The organism is Pseudoduganella sp. S-14, from assembly GCF_049913285.1.
GTDB lineage: Bacteria > Pseudomonadota > Gammaproteobacteria > Burkholderiales > Burkholderiaceae_D > Rugamonas.
In genome coordinates, this window is the sequence record NZ_CP183991.1 from 5,015,667 (window position 1) to 5,032,390 (window position 16,724).

The 16,724-nt window shown below is 61.3% G+C and carries 17 protein-coding genes; 7 read left to right on the forward strand and 10 right to left on the reverse strand.

The window, feature by feature from the left end; genetic code table 11:
- Positions 1 to 11 precede the first annotated feature (11 nt).
- Positions 12 to 416, reverse strand: coding sequence for a hypothetical protein (locus tag ACN9MZ_RS23035; RefSeq protein WP_426339191.1), 405 nt, complete (start codon positions 414 to 416; stop codon positions 12 to 14).
- 81 nt (positions 417 to 497) lie between these two features.
- On the opposite strand from ACN9MZ_RS23035, the gene ACN9MZ_RS23040 reads away from it, so the two are divergent.
- Positions 498 to 1,439 (forward strand): diguanylate cyclase, encoded by a 942-nt coding sequence (locus ACN9MZ_RS23040; protein WP_426339192.1) that lies wholly within the window; start codon positions 498 to 500, stop codon positions 1,437 to 1,439.
- On the opposite strand, the gene ACN9MZ_RS23045 is transcribed toward ACN9MZ_RS23040, so the two are convergent.
- From ACN9MZ_RS23045 to ACN9MZ_RS23055, 3 genes are all read right to left on the reverse strand, one after another.
- Positions 1,436 to 1,711 (reverse strand): DUF4242 domain-containing protein, encoded by a 276-nt coding sequence (locus ACN9MZ_RS23045; protein ID WP_426339193.1) that lies wholly within the window; start codon positions 1,709 to 1,711, stop codon positions 1,436 to 1,438. The genes ACN9MZ_RS23040 and ACN9MZ_RS23045 overlap by 4 nt on opposite strands.
- Positions 1,712 to 1,788: 77 nt before the next feature.
- Complete coding sequence (locus ACN9MZ_RS23050; protein WP_426339194.1) at positions 1,789 to 3,045, reverse strand: D-amino acid dehydrogenase; 1,257 nt, start codon at positions 3,043 to 3,045, stop codon at positions 1,789 to 1,791.
- Positions 3,046 to 3,060: 15 nt separating this feature from the next.
- A complete protein-coding gene (locus ACN9MZ_RS23055; RefSeq protein WP_426339195.1) occupies positions 3,061 to 3,435 on the reverse strand; it encodes a hypothetical protein in 375 nt (124 codons plus the stop codon).
- Between the two features lie 120 nt (positions 3,436 to 3,555).
- On the opposite strand from ACN9MZ_RS23055, the gene tal reads away from it, so the two are divergent.
- The 6 genes from tal to ACN9MZ_RS23085 all read left to right on the forward strand — a co-directional run bounded on the left by tal (position 3,556) and on the right by ACN9MZ_RS23085 (position 13,412).
- Positions 3,556 to 4,485, forward strand: a complete 930-nt coding sequence (tal, locus tag ACN9MZ_RS23060) for a transaldolase (RefSeq protein ID WP_426339196.1) — start codon at positions 3,556 to 3,558, stop codon at positions 4,483 to 4,485.
- 128 nt (positions 4,486 to 4,613) lie between these two features.
- Positions 4,614 to 5,807, forward strand: a complete 1,194-nt coding sequence (locus tag ACN9MZ_RS23065) for an efflux RND transporter periplasmic adaptor subunit (RefSeq protein ID WP_426339197.1) — start codon at positions 4,614 to 4,616, stop codon at positions 5,805 to 5,807.
- A gap of 12 nt (positions 5,808 to 5,819) precedes the next feature.
- Positions 5,820 to 8,966: an efflux RND transporter permease subunit gene (locus ACN9MZ_RS23070; protein WP_426339198.1), complete on the forward strand. Its 3,147-nt coding sequence runs from the start codon at positions 5,820 to 5,822 to the stop codon at positions 8,964 to 8,966.
- The gene (locus ACN9MZ_RS23075; protein WP_426339199.1) at positions 8,963 to 10,429 is read left to right on the forward strand and encodes an efflux transporter outer membrane subunit; all 1,467 of its coding nucleotides are present in this window, start codon (positions 8,963 to 8,965) and stop codon (positions 10,427 to 10,429) included. The genes ACN9MZ_RS23070 and ACN9MZ_RS23075 overlap by 4 nt, the downstream gene beginning before the upstream one ends.
- A complete protein-coding gene (locus ACN9MZ_RS23080) occupies positions 10,429 to 11,502 on the forward strand; it encodes a patatin-like phospholipase family protein (protein ID WP_426339200.1) in 1,074 nt (357 codons plus the stop codon). The genes ACN9MZ_RS23075 and ACN9MZ_RS23080 overlap by 1 nt, the downstream gene beginning before the upstream one ends.
- 92 nt (positions 11,503 to 11,594) lie before the next feature.
- Entirely contained in the window at positions 11,595 to 13,412 is a 1,818-nt protein-coding gene (locus ACN9MZ_RS23085) for a methyl-accepting chemotaxis protein (RefSeq protein WP_426339201.1), read from the forward strand.
- Between the two features lie 156 nt (positions 13,413 to 13,568).
- Here the strand turns inward: ACN9MZ_RS23085 and ACN9MZ_RS23090 are convergent, their stop codons facing one another.
- The 6 genes from ACN9MZ_RS23090 to ACN9MZ_RS23115 all read right to left on the reverse strand — a co-directional run bounded on the left by ACN9MZ_RS23090 (position 13,569) and on the right by ACN9MZ_RS23115 (position 16,715).
- Positions 13,569 to 14,024 (reverse strand): hypothetical protein, encoded by a 456-nt coding sequence (locus ACN9MZ_RS23090; RefSeq protein WP_426339202.1) that lies wholly within the window; start codon positions 14,022 to 14,024, stop codon positions 13,569 to 13,571.
- A gap of 12 nt (positions 14,025 to 14,036) precedes the next feature.
- On the reverse strand, positions 14,037 to 14,381 hold the full coding sequence (locus ACN9MZ_RS23095; protein WP_426339203.1) for a hypothetical protein: 345 nt from the start codon (positions 14,379 to 14,381) through the stop codon (positions 14,037 to 14,039).
- Positions 14,382 to 14,493: 112 nt separating this feature from the next.
- Complete coding sequence (locus tag ACN9MZ_RS23100; RefSeq protein WP_426339204.1) at positions 14,494 to 14,955, reverse strand: hypothetical protein; 462 nt, start codon at positions 14,953 to 14,955, stop codon at positions 14,494 to 14,496.
- 105 nt (positions 14,956 to 15,060) lie between these two features.
- A complete protein-coding gene (locus ACN9MZ_RS23105) occupies positions 15,061 to 15,582 on the reverse strand; it encodes a demethoxyubiquinone hydroxylase family protein (protein ID WP_426339205.1) in 522 nt (173 codons plus the stop codon).
- A gap of 142 nt (positions 15,583 to 15,724) precedes the next feature.
- Positions 15,725 to 16,222 (reverse strand): hypothetical protein, encoded by a 498-nt coding sequence (locus ACN9MZ_RS23110; protein WP_426339206.1) that lies wholly within the window; start codon positions 16,220 to 16,222, stop codon positions 15,725 to 15,727.
- Between the two features lie 49 nt (positions 16,223 to 16,271).
- Positions 16,272 to 16,715, reverse strand: a complete 444-nt coding sequence (locus ACN9MZ_RS23115; protein ID WP_426339207.1) for a hypothetical protein — start codon at positions 16,713 to 16,715, stop codon at positions 16,272 to 16,274.
- Positions 16,716 to 16,724 lie beyond the last annotated feature (9 nt).

Below are 16,724 nucleotides of genomic sequence, written 5' to 3' on the forward strand. Positions count from 1 at the left end.
AGATTACTCTATCAGAGCCCTTCGCGCAGCATCTTCTCCATCGCCACGCGCGAAACGTGTGGCGTGTCCTTGCCAGCTTCCACCGACCACTGGCCGCCCTTTTGCTGCACCACGTATTCCACTTGCGCGCTGCCGCCTTTCGGATGCGGTACGGCCTGCTCCATATCGAGGCCCGTGGTCGGAGTATAGGTAAAGGTCACGGTTGCCTTGCAGCGCGCGCCATCGCAGCTCAGGGCGTCGGTCTTCCAGCCATCGACCAGGTGAACCTGTTCGTAATAGCCTTCCGTATCGTTGTGGAGGCGTCCGCCATCCAGTTCGAACTTCAGGAATTGATCGAGTGCCGCTTGCGGCGTGGCTTCCGCGGCGTGCGCAGAGATGGCGGCGCACAGCGCGGCCAGAATAGTCAGTTTTTTCATACCGGTATTATATTTTTCTGTAGAGCAATCACTCAACACGAAAATCCGACGCAAGGCTCTAAAATCCATATAATGCCTTTCATGCAAGAATCGACATTATCCGGGCGCATTCTCGGCCTCGCAAACCTCGGCTTGATGGTACTGGATGCCGACCAGCGCATCATTTTCTGGAATCAATGGCTAGCCAGCCGCTCCGGCATGGCCGCCTCACGCGTGCAAGGACTGGCCCTGGTGGAAGCTTTTCCCGAGCTGTCCGGCAAACGCATCGAGCAGTCGCTGCACACCGCATTGGCCAACAACCTGCCATCCGTGCTGCCGCAAAACCAGGACCGCACGCCTTTCCCGCTATTTGCCGCCGGTACCTGGGGCGGCGAACGGATCGAGCAGGCAGTCACCCTGACGCCTTTCAACGAAGGCAAGGAGCGCTTTTGCCTGGTCGAGGTGGCGGACGTCAGCAACACCGTGGGCCGTGAACGCCAGTTGCGCGGCCAGGCCGAAGCCTTGCGTGCGCAATCCTATGTGGACGGCCTCACCGGCATCGCCAACCGCCGCCATTTCGACGTGGCGCTGGATCGCGAACTGCGCCGCGCGCAGCGCCAGGACGCCAGCCTTTCGCTGCTGCTGATGGATATCGACTCCTTCAAGGCCTATAACGACCATTTCGGCCACCAGCAGGGCGACGCCTGCCTGACCATGGTGGCGGAAGCCTTTGCTTCGCGCCTGCAACGGCCGGCCGACCTGGCCGCCCGCTACGGCGGCGAGGAGTTTGCCGCCATCCTGCCCGACACCACGCCGGAGCAGGCGGCCCGGCACGCCGAAGTGATCCGCGCATACGTGGAATCGCTGAACATGGCGCACGCGCCCAAGGCCGTGCATCCGCACGTTACCCTGAGCATTGGCGTCGCCAGTTTCGACAAGGAGCGCCTGAACGACGCCAAGTCCATGCTGGAAGCTGCCGACCGTGCGCTCTACGCCGCCAAGCGCGAAGGCCGCAATCGCGTGATCGTCGCGCAGCCCGCCTAACCCTTGTAGAAATACGGATCGAGCGCGGTCACCTGGGTGATCTTATCCACCGGCAACTGGTTCATTTCCGCCGTCTCGCGGATCGCTTCCGGCGATGGTGCTTCGTACAGGCAATACGTCTTGTGCAGGTCATCGCTCACATAGGAGTGGATCCAGGTGACGCCGCTGCGGGCATTGGTACCGATGACAAGGTCGCAGGCCTTGGCTCCGTCTGCATTGACAGGGATGTGCAAGCCATCCGGGAAAGTGCGCTCAACAATATAACGTGGCATGGTGGGTCTCCTTGGGGTCCGTGGTTCGCGGCCGAGCCGCCAACCTTCACCATAGACCATCCTGCCGCGCTGTCCAGTCAAGCCGCCACCGGCGCCCCGCTGCGCTGCACGCCTGGCACGAGCGCCGCCTCCACTGTTCCCGCGATGAGCTCAGCAGTAGCGGCCGACATGGTCCAGCCCAGGTGGCCATGGCCGGTGTTGTAGAACACGCGCGGGCGCCGGCCCGGCCCGACACGCGGCATCAGGTCCGGCATCATCGGTCGCAAGCCGGCCCACGGCACCACCTGGCGCGTGCAGACGCCGGGAAAGCACTGCTCCACCCAGCTCACCAGCGGCGCAATGCGGTCGGCGCGGATATCGCGGTTAAAGCCGTTGAACTCTGCCGTGCCCGCCACGCGGAAGCGGTCCGCGCCCAGGCGGCTGCTGACCAGCTTGGTCGCGTCATCCACCAGGCTGACTGTCGGCGCCGCGGATCGGCTTTGTGCATCCTCCAGCATCACCGTGATCGAATAACCTTTCACCGGATAGACATTGACCCGGTCGCCCAGCATGGCGGCAAACTCGCGGCTGGCCGTGCCGGCGCAAATCACGAGGGCGTCGAAACCCATCGACTCCTCGGCCCCGTCCAGCGCGAAGGTGACGCGGGCGCCACCTTCCCCTGCTTCAAGGCTCCCCACATCAGCGCCACACAGCATTTGCACGCCGCGCGCTGCGGCCGCCTGCGCCAGTCCAACCGTGAACTTGTGGATGTCGCCCGTGCTGTCGCTCTCGGTAAAGAAACCTCCGTAGAACTGGTCCTCGAGCGTCGGTTCGATCGCGCGCATCTCCGCGGCCGTCACGGCGCGTCGCTGCAAGCCGCCCTGAGCCAGCAGCCCAGTCACCTGCGCCGCATGGTCGAAACCGGCCTTGTCGCGGTAGACATGCAAGATGCCTTCATGCCGCTCGTCGAAATCGATACCCTCTTCGCGCGCCCAGCCAAACAAATGCTCGCGCGCGGCAATCGCCAGGCGCGTGCTGGCGATGGTATTGCTTTCATAGCGGGGAATGGCAGCAAGGAATTCGGCGAACCAGGACAGCTTGTGCCAGCCTGGCCTGGGGTTGACCAGCAGCGGTGCATCGCTGCGCAGCATCCATTTCAAGCCTTTGCCTACGGTGCCCCAGCTGTTCCACGCCTCGGCATGCGAGGCCGATAGCTGGCCGCCATTGGCGAACGATGTTTCCATGGCCGGATAGCGGTGGCGCTCAAACAAGGTGACCTGCAGGCCGCGGCGCGCCAGCGCATAAGCTGTTGTGACGCCGGTGACGCCGCCGCCGATCACTGCGACTGTTTTCATGAACAGGCCCGATTCTTACTGCGCCGCCACCCTTCCGTGCGAAGCAGCGCCGGTGGCGCCCAGCACGCCGGCAATCAGCAATACGTACCACAGCGCACCAGTACCGCCATGCAGCGCCATCAAGGCAGTGGCATCGGCCACCAGCGCTGCAGCGCAGCCCAGCGCCAGCAGCAGCAAGGCGATCGACACGGCAAACGACAGCGCGCGGAAATTGGCCACGCGCGCGCCGGTGGCGAACAACAGGTAGCCTGCCACGCTAAACAGAGGGAACATCAGCCACAGCGAAACGCCAGCAGCCAGTCCGCCCACGCCCAGCTGGGCCAGCACCAGCGCGGTTCCGGAAAACAGGCCCAGCGCCAGCAGCAGCGCTCCAACAATTGCCAAAATCATGGCTAACTCCTCAGACCAAAATATGAGAATACTAATAATCCCCATTGTAAACGCAACATGGCGGGCGGCGCCGATTTAGTACAATAGGTTTTTTTCGTCCCTCACGTATCCAGGTCTGCAATGAATCAGCTCGAACAGCTCAAGCAATACACTACCGTTGTTGCCGACACCGGCGATTTCCAGTCGATCAAGGCGTATGCGCCGCAAGACGCGACCACCAATCCATCGCTGATCCTGAAAGCGGTGCAAAAGGATGAATACAAGCCGCTACTGGAAAAGGCAGTACGCGACAACCCGAATGCGTCTACCGGCGAGATCATCGACAAGCTGCTGATCGCCTTCGGCACCGAAATCCTGAAATACGTTCCAGGCCGCGTTTCGACCGAAATCGACGCTGCACTGTCCTTCGACGTGGCCGGCAACGTGGCCAAAGGCCGCGAGCTGATCGCCCTGTACCAACAAGCCGGCATTCCGCGCGAACGCGTGCTGATCAAGATTGCCTCCACCTGGGAAGGCATCCGCGCTTCCGAGCAGCTGGAGAAGGAAGGCATTCGCACCAATATGACCCTGCTGTTCTCGCTGTGCCAGGCCATCGCCTGCGCCGAAGCGGGTTCCCAGCTGATTTCCCCGTTCGTCGGCCGCATCTACGACTGGTACAAGAAATCCACCGGCATCGACTACCAGGGAGCGGAAGATCCGGGCGTGCAGTCGGTCAAGCGCATCTACAACTACTACCGCAAGTTCGGCTACAAGACCGAGGTGATGGGCGCGTCGTTCCGCAACACCAGCCAGATCCTGGAACTGGCCGGCTGCGACCTGCTGACCATTTCTCCGGACCTGCTGCAAAAGCTGGCCGACACCCAGGCCCCGGTCGAACGCAAGCTGTCTCCGGCCGATACCGGCACCGCCGTCAAGATCTCGATGGACGAAAAGACTTTCCGCTTCATGCTGAATGAAGACGCCATGGCGACCGAAAAGCTGGCCGAAGGCATTCGCGCTTTCGTGGCCGACTCGAACAAATTGAAGCAGATGATTTCGGCCATGCGCTGAGCGACCCGTTTCACTGCGAAAAAGGACGCTTCGGCGTCCTTTTTTGTTATTTTGGCCTATACAAAACGTTACAATTGACAGTGTTATACAATTTTCAGCGCAGTCCCCCTTCACAGAACGAGACGCCAATGAAACCTGTATTGCGCACCCTGCCGCTGGCTATTGCCCTGTCGCTGTCCCTCGCGGCATGCGGCGACAAAAAAGACGCCAACAAGGCGGCCCCGCCCCCTCCCACCGTTTCCATCATCACTGCCACCAGCGGGGAAGTCACCATCACCAACGAGCTGCCAGGCCGCGTCGAAGCTTCGCGCATCGCCCAGGTGCGGGCGCGCACGCCAGGCATTGTGCTGCAGCGGGTGTTCAAGGAGGGCGGCGACGTCAAGGCGGGGGAAGTCCTGTTCCGTATCGATCCCGCGCAATTCCAGGCCAATGTGGAAAGCGCCGATGCAGCCATCGCGCGCGCCGAAGCCAACCTGGCGCAAGCCGACCTGAAAGCCAAACGCTACAAGCCGCTGCTGGCGGCGCAGGCAGTCAGCCAGCAGGAATACGACGACGCGGTCACCGCGCAAAAGCAGGCCGGCGCAGAACTGCAGTCGGCCCGCGCCGCGCGCAAGAACGCCGGGCTGACCCTGGGCTATGCCACCGTTACCGCACCCATTTCCGGCCGCGTGGGCCGCGCCCTGGTCACCGAAGGAGCGCTGGTCGGACAGAATGAGGCAACGCCCATGGCGACCGTGCAACAACTGGACCCGATCTACGTCACCATTACCCAGTCCTCCGCCGAGCTGCTGCGCCTCAAGCAGGCGCTGGCCGCAGGCACGCTGAAAAGCGCAGGCAAGGACCAGGCGCGCGTTACCCTGCTGACCGAGGACGGCCAGGAATATACGCGTCCCGGCAAGCTGCTGTTCTCCGATGTCGCGGTCGACGAGTCGAGCGGCTCGGTATCGATGCGCGCCGAATTCCCGAACCCGGAACGCAATCTGCTGCCAGGCATGTACGTACGCGCCCGCCTCGAACAAGGCGTGAACGAATCCGCTATCACGGTGCCGCAGCAGGCCGTGGTACGCGGCGCGGAAGGCGCCTCGGTACTGGTGGTCGGAGCCGACAACAAGGTCAGCTCGGTGCCGGTGAAGGCAGATGCCGCGGTCGGCGGCAAATGGGTGGTCAGCTCCGGCCTGAAAGGCGGCGAGCGCATCATCGTGGAAGGATTCCAGAAGACCAAACCAGGCGGCACCGTCAATCCGGTGCCGTGGAAAGGCCCGGCATCCAGCCCTGCACCGGCGGGCGCTGCGCCTGCCGCATCCGCCCCGGCGGCCAGGTAAAGGGGCCGCCACATGGCAAAGTTCTTTATCGACCGCCCCGTATTTGCGTGGGTGATCGCCCTCTTCATCCTGCTGGGTGGAGCGCTGGCCATCACCATGCTGCCGGTGGCGCAATACCCCACCATCGCCCCGCCATCGATTGTCGTCAGCGCCACCTACCCGGGCGCAACCGCACAGGTCTTGGACGACTCCGTCACCTCCGTGATCGAACAAGAGATGAATGGCGCCGATGGCCTGCAATACGTCGAGTCGCAAAGCGATTCGAGCGGTTCCGTCAGCATTACCGTCACGTTCCAGCCGAGCACCAACCCGGACCTGGCGGCGGTGGACGTACAGAACCGCATCAAGCGCGTGGAATCGCGCCTGCCGCAAGCCGTGATCCAGCAGGGCGTGCAGGTCAACAAGGCGCGCTCCAACATCCTGATGTTCGTCGGCGCCTACTCGACCGACGGCAGCATGGACCCGACTGCGATCGGCGACTACCTGGCGCGCAACGTGCTCAATGAGATCAAGCGCCTGCCGGGCGTGGGCCAGGCCCAGTTGTTCGGTACCGAACGCTCGATGCGCATCTGGGTCGATCCCGACAAGCTGACCGGCTACAAGCTGAATATGAGCGACGTCACTGCCGCGATCCGCCAGCAGAACGCCAACGTGGCGGGCGGCACGGTGGGCGACCTGCCCAACACCCGTGCCCAGGCCTGGTTCGCGCCCGTGGTGGTGACAGGCCAGCTGACGTCCATCGAGGAATTCGGCAAGATCGTGCTGCGCGCCAACCGCGACGGCTCGCTGGTGCGCCTGCGCGACGTGGCCCGCATGGAGCTGGGTGGCTCCAGCTACAGCATCAGCGCGCGCCTGAACGGCCAGCCGTTCGTTGCCATCGCGGTGCAGCAGTCGCTGACCGGCAATGCACTGGCCACCGCCACCATCGTGCGCGAAAAGATGGACGAGCTGCAGAAGTACTTCCCGCCCGGCCTGAAATACACCGTGCCGTACGACACCTCGCTGTTCGTCAAGATCTCGATCGAGGAAGTGGTCAAGACCCTGCTGGAAGCCGTGGCCCTGGTGTTCCTGGTGATGTACATCTTCCTGCAGAACATCCGCTACACCCTGATCCCGACCATCGTGGTACCGGTGGCGCTGATGGGTACCTTCGCCGCCATGCAGGTGTTCGGCTTCTCGATCAACGTGCTGACCATGTTCGGCATGGTGCTGGCCATCGGCATCCTGGTCGACGATGCGATCGTGGTGGTGGAAAACGTCGAACGCATCATGAGCGAAGAAGGTTTGTCACCGCGTGAAGCGACGCGCAAGGCCATGTCGCAGATCACCGGCGCGATTATCGGCATTACCCTGGTGCTGATTGCGGTGTTCATCCCGATGGCCTTCTTCGGCGGCGCAGTGGGTGCGATCTATCGCCAGTTCTCGCTGTCGATGGTGTCGGCCATGGTATTCTCCGCGCTGATGGCGCTGTCGCTGACTCCTGCGTTGTGCGCGACCATGCTGAAACCGGTCGAGGCCGGCCACCACCATGCCAAGACGGGCGTCTTCGGCTGGTTCAACCGCGGCTTCGCTGTCACTGCCACGCGCTACCAGGGCTGGGTGGCAAAGATCCTGACCCGCACCGGGCGTTTCCTGTTGATCTTCGTGGCGCTGCTGGGGATTGTGGCGTGGCTGTACGTGCGCCTGCCCTCTTCCTTCCTGCCGAACGAAGACCAAGGCTATATCATCGCCAACGTCCAGTTGCCGCCGGGCGCCTCGCGCAATCGCGCCGAGGCCGTGCTGGCCGAAGTGGATTCCTACTTCCGCGCCCAGCCGGGCGTGGCGCGCACCATTGCCGTGGCTGGCTTCAGCTTCTCCGGCAACGGCCAGAACGCCGGCCTGGTGTTTGTGCCGCTGAAAGACTGGAAAGAGCGCGGCCCCGACCAGTCTGCGGACGCGATTGCCGGCCGTTCCTTCGGCGGCCTGGCCCATATCCAGGATGCACAGGTCTTCGCACTGAGCCCGCCGCCGATCCGCGAGCTGGGCAACGCCACCGGCATCACGGCCCGCCTGCAAGACCGGGGCGGGCTTGGGCACGAAGCCTTGCTGGCGGCGCGCAACCAGCTGCTAGAAATGGCGAGCAAGAGCAAGATCCTGACCGGCATGCGCCCGGAAGGGCTGGAAGATGCGCCGCAACTGCAGGTCGACATCGACCGCGAGAAGGCCAACGCCTTGGGCGTATCGTTCGCCGATATCACTGCCACGCTGGGCACGGCGTTCGGCTCGTCGTATGTGAATGACTTTGCCAGCAGCGGACGGCAGCAGCGCGTGATCGTGCAGGCCGACCAGCAACGGCGCATGCAGCCGGAGGACATCCTGCGCCTCAACGTGCGCAGCAGCACCGGCACAATGGTGCCATTTGCCTCGTTCTCGAGCACCCGCTGGGTGACCGGCCCGATCCAGCTGGTGCGCTACAACGGCTATCCAGCCTACCGCCTGAGCGCCGGCGCCGCGCCCGGTCATTCCACCGGCGAGGCCATGGAAGAACTGTTGCGCCTGGCCGAGCAACTGCCGCCGGGCTTCGGCATCGAGTGGACCGGGCAGTCAGCCGAGGAACGCCTGTCCGGCTCGCAAGCGCCGGCGCTGTTTGCGCTGTCGATGCTGGCAGCCTTCCTGGTGCTGGCTGCGCTGTACGAATCGGAATCGATCCCGGTAGCGGTGCTGCTGGTGGTACCACTGGGCGTACTCGGCGCGCTGCTCGGCGCGCATATCCGTGGCCTGCCGAATGACGTGTACTTCAAGGTGGGCCTGATTGCCATCATCGGCTTGTCCGCCAAGAACGCGATCCTGATCATCGAGTTCGCCAAGGACCTGCAGGCGCAAGGCAAGGGCCTCATAGAAGCGACGCTGGAAGCAGTGCACCTGCGCTTCCGCCCGATCATCATGACCTCGCTGGCCTTCATTCTCGGCGTGCTGCCGCTGGTGATCGCCTCCGGCGCCGGCTCGGCCTCGCAGCGCGCCATCGGCACCGGCGTGATGGGTGGCATGATCACCGCCACCGTGCTGGCGGTGTTCCTGGTGCCCGTATTCTTTGTGGTCGTGCGCCGCATCTTCAAAGGCAGCGAACGCCAACGCCGCCTTGCCGCGCATGAACTGGATCTACCGGAGTCGAAGCAATGATCAAGCCCATCCCTTTCGCCCACCCGGGCTTGCCGGCGCTTGCCGCCGCACTGCTGCTGGCCGGCGCCGTGTCCGGCTGTTCAATGGCGCCAACCTATCAGCGTCCTGCAGCACCGATCGCCGACGCCTTCCCCGTCGTGCCAGCCGCCGCGGGCGCCAGCGGCAGCGACGCATCCAGCGGCGCAAAGCAAAACGCCGTGGAAACCGGCTGGCGCACCTTCTTCCCCGATGGCCGCCTCCAGCAGTTGATCTCGACAGCGCTGGAAAACAACCGCGATCTGCGCATCGCCGCCCTGCGCATCGAAGAAGCGCGCGCAGCCTACCGCATCCAGCGCGCCGACCGCCTGCCGACGCTGAACGCCACGCTCGGTGAGTCGCGCAGCCGTTCGCCAGGCTTCGCCAACGCCAGCGGCCAGCCGCAAATCAGCGAACGCTTTGACGCCGGCCTCGGCATCTCCGCGTTCGAGCTCGATTTCTTCGGCCGCGTGAAAAGCCTGAGCGACTCCGCGCTCGCCAGCTACCTCGCCACCGAGGAAGCCAGACAAGCCGCCCAAATCAGCTTGGTCGCCGAAGTTGCCAAGGCCTATTACACCGAGCGCGCGTTCGCCGAACAGCAAACGCTGGCCGAACGCACCTACGAGGCCCGCAAACGCACCTTCGAACTGACGAAGCAGCGCGTTGAAGGCGGCGCTTCGTCGCGCCTCGACCTGCGCTCCAACGAACAACAGATGGAGACCGCCCGTGCCTCCGCCCTTGCCCTGGCCCGCCAGCGCGCGCAAGCCAGCAATGCACTGGCCCTGCTGCTCGGCCAAACGCCGCCTGCCGGCGTCGCGACCGGCGGCCCGGCTCCGGCAGAGGACGCGCAGGGCGACGCCATGTCTGCCGTGACCGCCGGCCTGCCTTCCGACCTGCTGGCCAACCGCCCCGACATCCGTGCCGCCGAGCAGCGCCTGAAAGCCGCCAACGCCAACATTGGCGCCGCGCGTGCAGCCTTCTTCCCGCGCATCACGCTGACCACGGCAATCGGCAGCGCCAGCCGCGATTTCAGCGGCCTGTTCGACAGCGGCAGCAATACGTGGAGCTTCGCCCCGCAACTGGTGCTGCCGATTTTCGATACCGGCCGCAACCTGGCCAACCTCGACGTCAGCCACGCTCGCAAGAACATTGCCGTCGCCGACTACGAGAAGACCATCCAGCAAGCCTTCCGCGAAGTCGCCGACGCCCTGGCCGCCCGCAGCTACCTCGGCGAACAGGTTGCCGCCCAGCGCGCGGTGCAGGACGCCCAGGCCGAACGCCTGCGTCTATTACAATTACGCTTTGAAAACGGGGTCGCCAGCTCGCTCGACGTGCTCGACGCCCAACGCGAATTGTTCACCGCGGAGCAGGCCCTGGTCCAGGCACGCCTGCTGCGCACAACCAGCGCCATCGACTTATACCGGGCGCTTGGAGGAGGCTTGAAGTAGTGGATTCACCGATCAGTATCCGGCTCGGCCAGCGCGCCCGCCAGCGCATCGAGCGCGAAGGCTTGCAGGCCGCCGACATCGCCATCATCCCCGCTGCCGCTGGCGGTCCCAAAGGCCTGATCCTGAATGGCATCGACCAATGGATGTTCGGTGAATGGCTGAAACAGGCGCCACGCCAGCGTCGCCTGATCGGCGCCTCGATCGGCGCCTGGCGCATGGCCGCCGGCGCCTTCCACGACCCGGTGGCCGCGCACCAGCGCCTGGCCCACCACTACGCCCACCAGACCTACCCTGACAAGGTAGATGCCGCCTATGTCAGCCGCGTCATCCGCGGCCTGCTCGATAGCGTGCTTGATGGCCGCGGCGGGGAAATGCTTACCAATCCCGACTACCTGCTATCGGTGATTACCGTGCGCGGCATCGGCCCCCTGGCCCGCACGCGCGGCGTGCGCTGGCGCGAAATGGCCGGATTCCTGCGTGCCGCAGCCGGCAATGCAGTCTCACGCAGCCGCCTGGCCGGCGCCATGGAACGCGTGGTCTTCCACGATACTCGCGACGATGCGGCCTGGCTGCGCACCAGCTTCGATGCTTTCGCCTCGCATTACGTCGGCCTGTCGGAACAGAACCTGCATTCCGCCCTGCTCGCCTCCGGCTCGATCCCGCTGGTACTGCAAGCGGTCAGCGACATTCAAGGCGCACCGCCCGGCGACTATTGGGACGGCGGCCTGATCGACTACCACCTGCACCTGCCCTACCAGCGCGATGAAGGGCTGGTACTCTACCCGCACTTCACCGACCATATCGTGCCGGGCTGGCTCGATAAATCGATGCCATGGCGCCGCGCCCGCGACAGCGCGCTGGAAAACGTGATCCTGGTTTCGCCTTCGCCCTCCTTCGTGGCGCGCCTGCCGAACCGCAAACTGCCCGACCGCACGGACTTCAAGCACTACGGCCAGGACCACGCTGCCCGCATCCGCGACTGGACCTGCGCCATCGGCGAAAGCCAGCGCATGGCCGACGCGCTGGCGCAGTGGGCTGAGAAACCCGACCTCCGTTTAGCCCAGCAGTTCTAAACGCCCCTTACTTGCTGTTGCAGCCTTGCAACGGGATATCTACCACGCAACTATTAGGTGCATACTAGTGCCCTAACCTACCGGAGGTTTGTATGCAATTCCTGTCCCAGCTCCGCATCGGGTCCCGCCTCGCGGCAGGCTTCGGCATCGTCCTGCTGCTGTCGGCCATCGGCACCGGCTACGCCCTGTACCACTCCAACGACACTGCCAACGCCACGCGCGCCATGATGGAACGCCCGCTGGCCAAGGAACGCATCGTATCGGACTGGTATGTGCTGATCTACTCGGCCATCGCACGCACACAACTGATCGCGCGCAGCAGCGATGCCGAACTGTCGACCACCTTCGCTACCGTGATTGCCGACAGCGCCAAGCGCGGCGCCGAGCTGTTGAAGTCTGTCGAGGGCTTGCTGGAGACGGACGAGGAACGCAAGATCTACCAGGACGCAGTCGCCATCCGCAACAAATACCAGGACGCGAAGAACCAGGTAATGAACGCCAAGAAGGCCGGCGATGCGGCGGAAGGCGAGCGCCTGTACCGGGAGGTGTTCGAACCTGCCGCCAAGGCCTACCAGGAAAAGGTCAACGAACTGCTGGCGCAGCAGCGCAAATCCATCGACGCCACGGCGGCCAGGATCAATGAAGCCAACGCTCGCAGCAATCGCCTGATGCTGACCCTTGGCGTCCTGCTTCTGGCCTTTGGCGGCTGGGCGGCCTGGGTCATCTCGCGCAGCATCACTGTTCCCCTGAACTCCGCGCTTGGCATCGCCAACACCGTGGCCGAGGGCGACCTGACCACGCAATTCGAGGAACAGACGGCACGCGATGAAATCGGCGACCTGATGAAAGCCCTGCGCGGCATGAACGACGCGCTGCGCCGCGTGGTGAGCCAGGTGCAAACCGGCACCACCGCCATCGCCACCGCCTCCAGCGAAATCGCAGAAGGCAACCTGGACCTTTCCTCGCGCACCGAACAGCAAGCCAGCTCGCTGGAAGAAACCGCTTCTTCGATGGAAGAGCTGACTTCCACCGTGCGCCAGAATGCCGACAACGCCAATCAAGCCAACCAGCTCGCGCAAGCGGCATCTGACGTGGCGGCACGCGGCGGCGAGATTGTTGGCCAGGTGGTGGAAACCATGGGCTCCATCGACGCTTCTTCGCGCAAGATCGTTGACATCATCGGCACGATCGACGGCATCGCCTTCCAGACCAACATCCTCGCCCTGAACGCCGCCGTCGAAGCAGCCCGCGCCGGCGAGCAAGGCCGCGGCTTCGCCGTGGTCGCCTCCGAGGTGCGCAACCTGGCACAACGCTCGGCCGCGGCCGCAAAAGAGATCAAGGAACTGATTGACAACTCGGTGGCGCAGGTAAACGCCGGCACGTCGCTGGTCCAGCAGGCTGGTACCACCATGGGCGATGTCGTGACCAGCGTGCGCCGCGTCACCGACATCATGGGCGAGATTACTTCCGCCAGCCGCGAGCAAAGCGTCGGCATCGACGAAGTGAACCAAGCCATCGGCCAGATGGACCAGGTGACGCAGCAGAATGCCGCGCTGGTGGAAGAAGCCGCAGCCGCAGCCGCCAGCATGCAGGAGCAGGCTGCCCAGCTGGCACAGGTCGCCGCCTCGTTCAGACTTGGCACCGAGGCAGTGGCTCGCTGGAGCGCCAAGCCCCGCCCTGCCGCCCGCGTGGTCGAATACGGCGCAGAAAATGGTAATGCTGCATCCTCCGTAGCACCTGCTGCAAGCACGAAGCGCCTCGTTGCCCCTGATCAGCGCTCCGCGCCGCGCGCAACCGCCCGCGCAGCCGGAAAAAATGCAAACCCCACAGCAGATCGCCCCTCAGATCGCCGCAGCAAAACCGAACGTCGCGCCCCGGCAGCGACCAACGATGAATGGGAAGAGTTCTGAGGCGCTAGCGGAATTGGCCGAGTCCGAGGGTGGCCTGGTACAGCGTACCAAGCCACCGACGGCTTCCGCCCCTTTGCGGACCTTTGTCGCTCTACAAAGCGGACGGTCAACGTTGGATTAACCGGTGCGCTTCAGCGCGTCCGCGTTGAACGAGTTTTAGATCGCATTTAGGTATTTGGGATCTCGAAGTGCCGCTTCAAAATCACTTCTCCGCAAAAATGGCCAAACCTCAGTATCTCCCAGGAGCGCAATCTCGTTTTGATATCGTCGATTGAATCTTCCAAAGGTAAACAAGTTGCCAAAGAAGCGAAAAAATGACTCTTGGAAGGTTGGAACCGGCCACTCGTAAGGCAAGTCAGTTTTCAAGAAAAGAACCCACCGCGCAATTTCCTTCCTAGTTGGACCATCCAGTTTTTGCTTCCCTGTTAGACGATACGCTTTCAAGTCCGAATATAGGCACCAGGCCCCACTAGAGAAGACTTCATTTACTGCCGGATCACTCATGTTGTGCGGCATGCGTTTTCGCTCAAACTCATCGTTCGTGATCAATCCAGAAGCTAGGGCCCGAATGGCCTCGGCCAGCTGGTTGCGAGAATGGCGATCAATATTCATGAACTCTGCCTGTCATGATTTCTTATCTGATTCTTGTCTAGATTTACAGTCCGCTACTGGCCGCAAGGTACCCAAAACGTTAGGGTTGTTGCCACTAAAATCATGAACGGTCGGAAATTCGCTCGCCCAAAACTTGAAGAGCAACAAACCACCTTCAGTTAGCCACATTGGCCCTTCCGACGCCGCAGCTACATAAACGGAATAGCGCAGCTCGTAACGCTGAATCACTGAGCACAGATACTCGGGTAGCTCTTGGCAATTATCCCGATCAATGGTGTGGATCTCTCCAGGGTGGGAGGAGAAAAGTCGCTGGCGCCAGAAACGACTCTGACTTGCATCCGCGAGGATGTCGATCAACCAGTTTTTGTGTAGTTTCTTACGTTGGCGTATAGAGCGGATCCGCATGATAGAAATGTCTGTTGTTGGCCGGGCTCTGCCCACGGCATGAGTGTCGAGTAAAGGCGCGTGGTTAGTAGCGGAGGCCAACACTTTGATGTTCTTTCCTCGAATTATGTGGAGCGCAATAACTGTAGGTCGAAACTGTATGCTTCCTGCTCCTATCGTCCAGAATTGTTACCGAGAGCTTGAATAGTTTTCCCCACGTGATGATCGGGACCTGCTTTTCGGGTTGTTCTTTCGGGTTGAAATCGAGTTCGACAATTGCCGATGCAATCCAGCAGTCAGGAATATTTCGAGCAGCAAGATGCCTTTGCAAGAACGAATTATAGCCTTGCAGCAGCTTGGAAAATTCTGTGGATTCTGGAAGCACAGTCTTGGAAAGAAGGTCAATTTCCACGCCTGTTGTTGCACTATCTTGCGCAAGTAAGCATAGCTTCCCAATTCCCCAATACCCACCAACGTCATTGTTACGGCTAATGAAGGAACACAGCAATCCAGAAGCAATGTTCTTAAGTTCGCGCCTACGAGCCATACAAGCTTCTAACCAGTCATATTTCGCAAATTAGCAATATAGCATGGGCGGCTACGCAGCCTGGCAGTCCGCATTTGGCCGACTTGCGCCCAACCTGGTTGGGCTTCATGCCCGCATGCCAATCCAAATGACTGCCTCCGTAGCGGCGGACACTATAGGCGACAAAATTCTCGACCAGAACCGATCAAGTGCAATATGGGTGGCCGATTGATCGTGATGCTGCCGCTCCTCAGTAACGATCGAAGCAATTGCTTGGGATGCCATTTCGTCCTTATCCGACAATAACGCAAGCTGCTGCTCAAGATGGCGAAGAACCACGCGCTCTACTGCTACTGTAGTCGCCGCAATAGCGCGACGCCCAAACGCCCCTGTTACCAAACCAAGAATGAAGCCGCCCATTCCACAGAGCCAATAGCTCTTGCAGCGCGGACGATTTCGTCGCTGAAGTTCCGACCAGAATATGGCTCGGTGTCGCTCTTCATGTGACTTGAATTCAATGAGCTCAGCGACCATGGATCGTGCGGTTAGTCGCGCCATGAAAATCTGCCCTGCGTAGATATTAACGGCACCGTGCTCTCCAGCGTGGTTCACTTTCAGAAATCGCCCAGCCAAGTTAGTGGCACCCATCAACGCTGACGTCCCTTAATAAAAAATGACAGGCGGCTTTTGGCCGATTGTACTCGTTCATTTGGATGATGCATCTGCTATTAAGTGGAACTAAGTTCCCCCCATTCGTTTTCTGTCCAATAAGAACGTGCGGGCTCTATGGTCAGAACTGAAGGCCCTTGAAAATCTCTTGCAGCACTTCCTCCAATTGTTCGAGATTTGCACTCGAAGACTCGGCGTAGATGCTCATCAACTTCCCCGGGACAACGATGCCGTAATATCTGAACTTGCGGCCGGTGTTGTCATTGCCAAAGTATTGTAGGTGCCATCCACGGTCCGCCTTTGTAATAAGGGGCTCCGCGATTACAATTTTCCGGTTGAACTTCTTGCCAGCAGATTCTTCGCCGCTCAAACGACTTTCTTGAAGTTTTCTCGTCATTCGCTCAAGGTCAACTACCGTCTCCTTCAACTTCATGGTTGAGATAGTCAAGCTTATGCCCTTCATACGTGATACGAGCGTGAATTGCTCAGCATCATTGGCAGGCTTCTTTTTCCAATCGCCTTTCATTTCCAAGCGATAGGTGTCGGTCTCTAAGGTTTCAGCGGACCTGGCTGACAAAGCTGTGAGCGCAAGAAGGCCGGCAGACAAAATTTGACGCATCGATTCATACCTTTAAAAAAACGGAGATGTCCGGTTTTGGCTGCGGAAATCAAGCACCTTCATATGCGTCAGTAAGCCGCTGGAGACTCGCTCTTTCGACATCTGAAATAGAGTTACTTTGGTCTATCAAAATCGCATTGATGACATAATATTCTGTCTCATTCTTGATAAAGCCGCGACTGACGATGCGCTTGTAGCTTGAAGCATACCGGCGGGTTATCTCTGACACAGTAACTACGCCGGCAGCCCTGAATTTTTCATCGACATTTGTTCGTATCTCAGAGTTCCAACGACGGGATTCTTCGACGGTATCGTTTGCTGCCTGGCGCAAGCCTATGAGCAGCGCTTTTGACTTGCCGAATTTCTTGACACTTTCTTCAATCACATTTGACGGGTGGACTTCGGAAGCTGGGTCAATTCGCCAAACGGCAGTCGCAAAGAAATCGACGTACTTCAGCAGTTCGTTGAACTCGTTTTCATGCTCCAATTTCATTGCCGCCTT

Excerpts from the sequence above, each read along its gene's own strand:
- ACN9MZ_RS23035 (WP_426339191.1), bottom strand. The coding sequence starts at position 416 with ATGAAAAAACTGACTATTCTGGCCGCGCTGTGCGCCGCCATCTCTGCG.
- ACN9MZ_RS23040 (WP_426339192.1), top strand. The coding sequence starts at position 498 with ATGCAAGAATCGACATTATCCGGGCGCATTCTCGGCCTCGCAAACCTC.
- ACN9MZ_RS23045 (WP_426339193.1), bottom strand. The coding sequence starts at position 1,711 with ATGCCACGTTATATTGTTGAGCGCACTTTCCCGGATGGCTTGCACATC.
- ACN9MZ_RS23050 (WP_426339194.1), bottom strand. The coding sequence starts at position 3,045 with ATGAAAACAGTCGCAGTGATCGGCGGCGGCGTCACCGGCGTCACAACA.
- ACN9MZ_RS23055 (WP_426339195.1), bottom strand. The coding sequence starts at position 3,435 with ATGATTTTGGCAATTGTTGGAGCGCTGCTGCTGGCGCTGGGCCTGTTT.
- tal (WP_426339196.1), top strand. The coding sequence starts at position 3,556 with ATGAATCAGCTCGAACAGCTCAAGCAATACACTACCGTTGTTGCCGAC.
- ACN9MZ_RS23065 (WP_426339197.1), top strand. The coding sequence starts at position 4,614 with ATGAAACCTGTATTGCGCACCCTGCCGCTGGCTATTGCCCTGTCGCTG.
- ACN9MZ_RS23070 (WP_426339198.1), top strand. The coding sequence starts at position 5,820 with ATGGCAAAGTTCTTTATCGACCGCCCCGTATTTGCGTGGGTGATCGCC.
- ACN9MZ_RS23075 (WP_426339199.1), top strand. The coding sequence starts at position 8,963 with ATGATCAAGCCCATCCCTTTCGCCCACCCGGGCTTGCCGGCGCTTGCC.
- ACN9MZ_RS23085 (WP_426339201.1), top strand. The coding sequence starts at position 11,595 with ATGCAATTCCTGTCCCAGCTCCGCATCGGGTCCCGCCTCGCGGCAGGC.
- ACN9MZ_RS23090 (WP_426339202.1), bottom strand. The coding sequence starts at position 14,024 with ATGAATATTGATCGCCATTCTCGCAACCAGCTGGCCGAGGCCATTCGG.
- ACN9MZ_RS23100 (WP_426339204.1), bottom strand. The coding sequence starts at position 14,955 with ATGGCTCGTAGGCGCGAACTTAAGAACATTGCTTCTGGATTGCTGTGT.
- ACN9MZ_RS23105 (WP_426339205.1), bottom strand. The coding sequence starts at position 15,582 with ATGGGTGCCACTAACTTGGCTGGGCGATTTCTGAAAGTGAACCACGCT.
- ACN9MZ_RS23110 (WP_426339206.1), bottom strand. The coding sequence starts at position 16,222 with ATGCGTCAAATTTTGTCTGCCGGCCTTCTTGCGCTCACAGCTTTGTCA.
- ACN9MZ_RS23115 (WP_426339207.1), bottom strand. The coding sequence starts at position 16,715 with ATGAAATTGGAGCATGAAAACGAGTTCAACGAACTGCTGAAGTACGTC.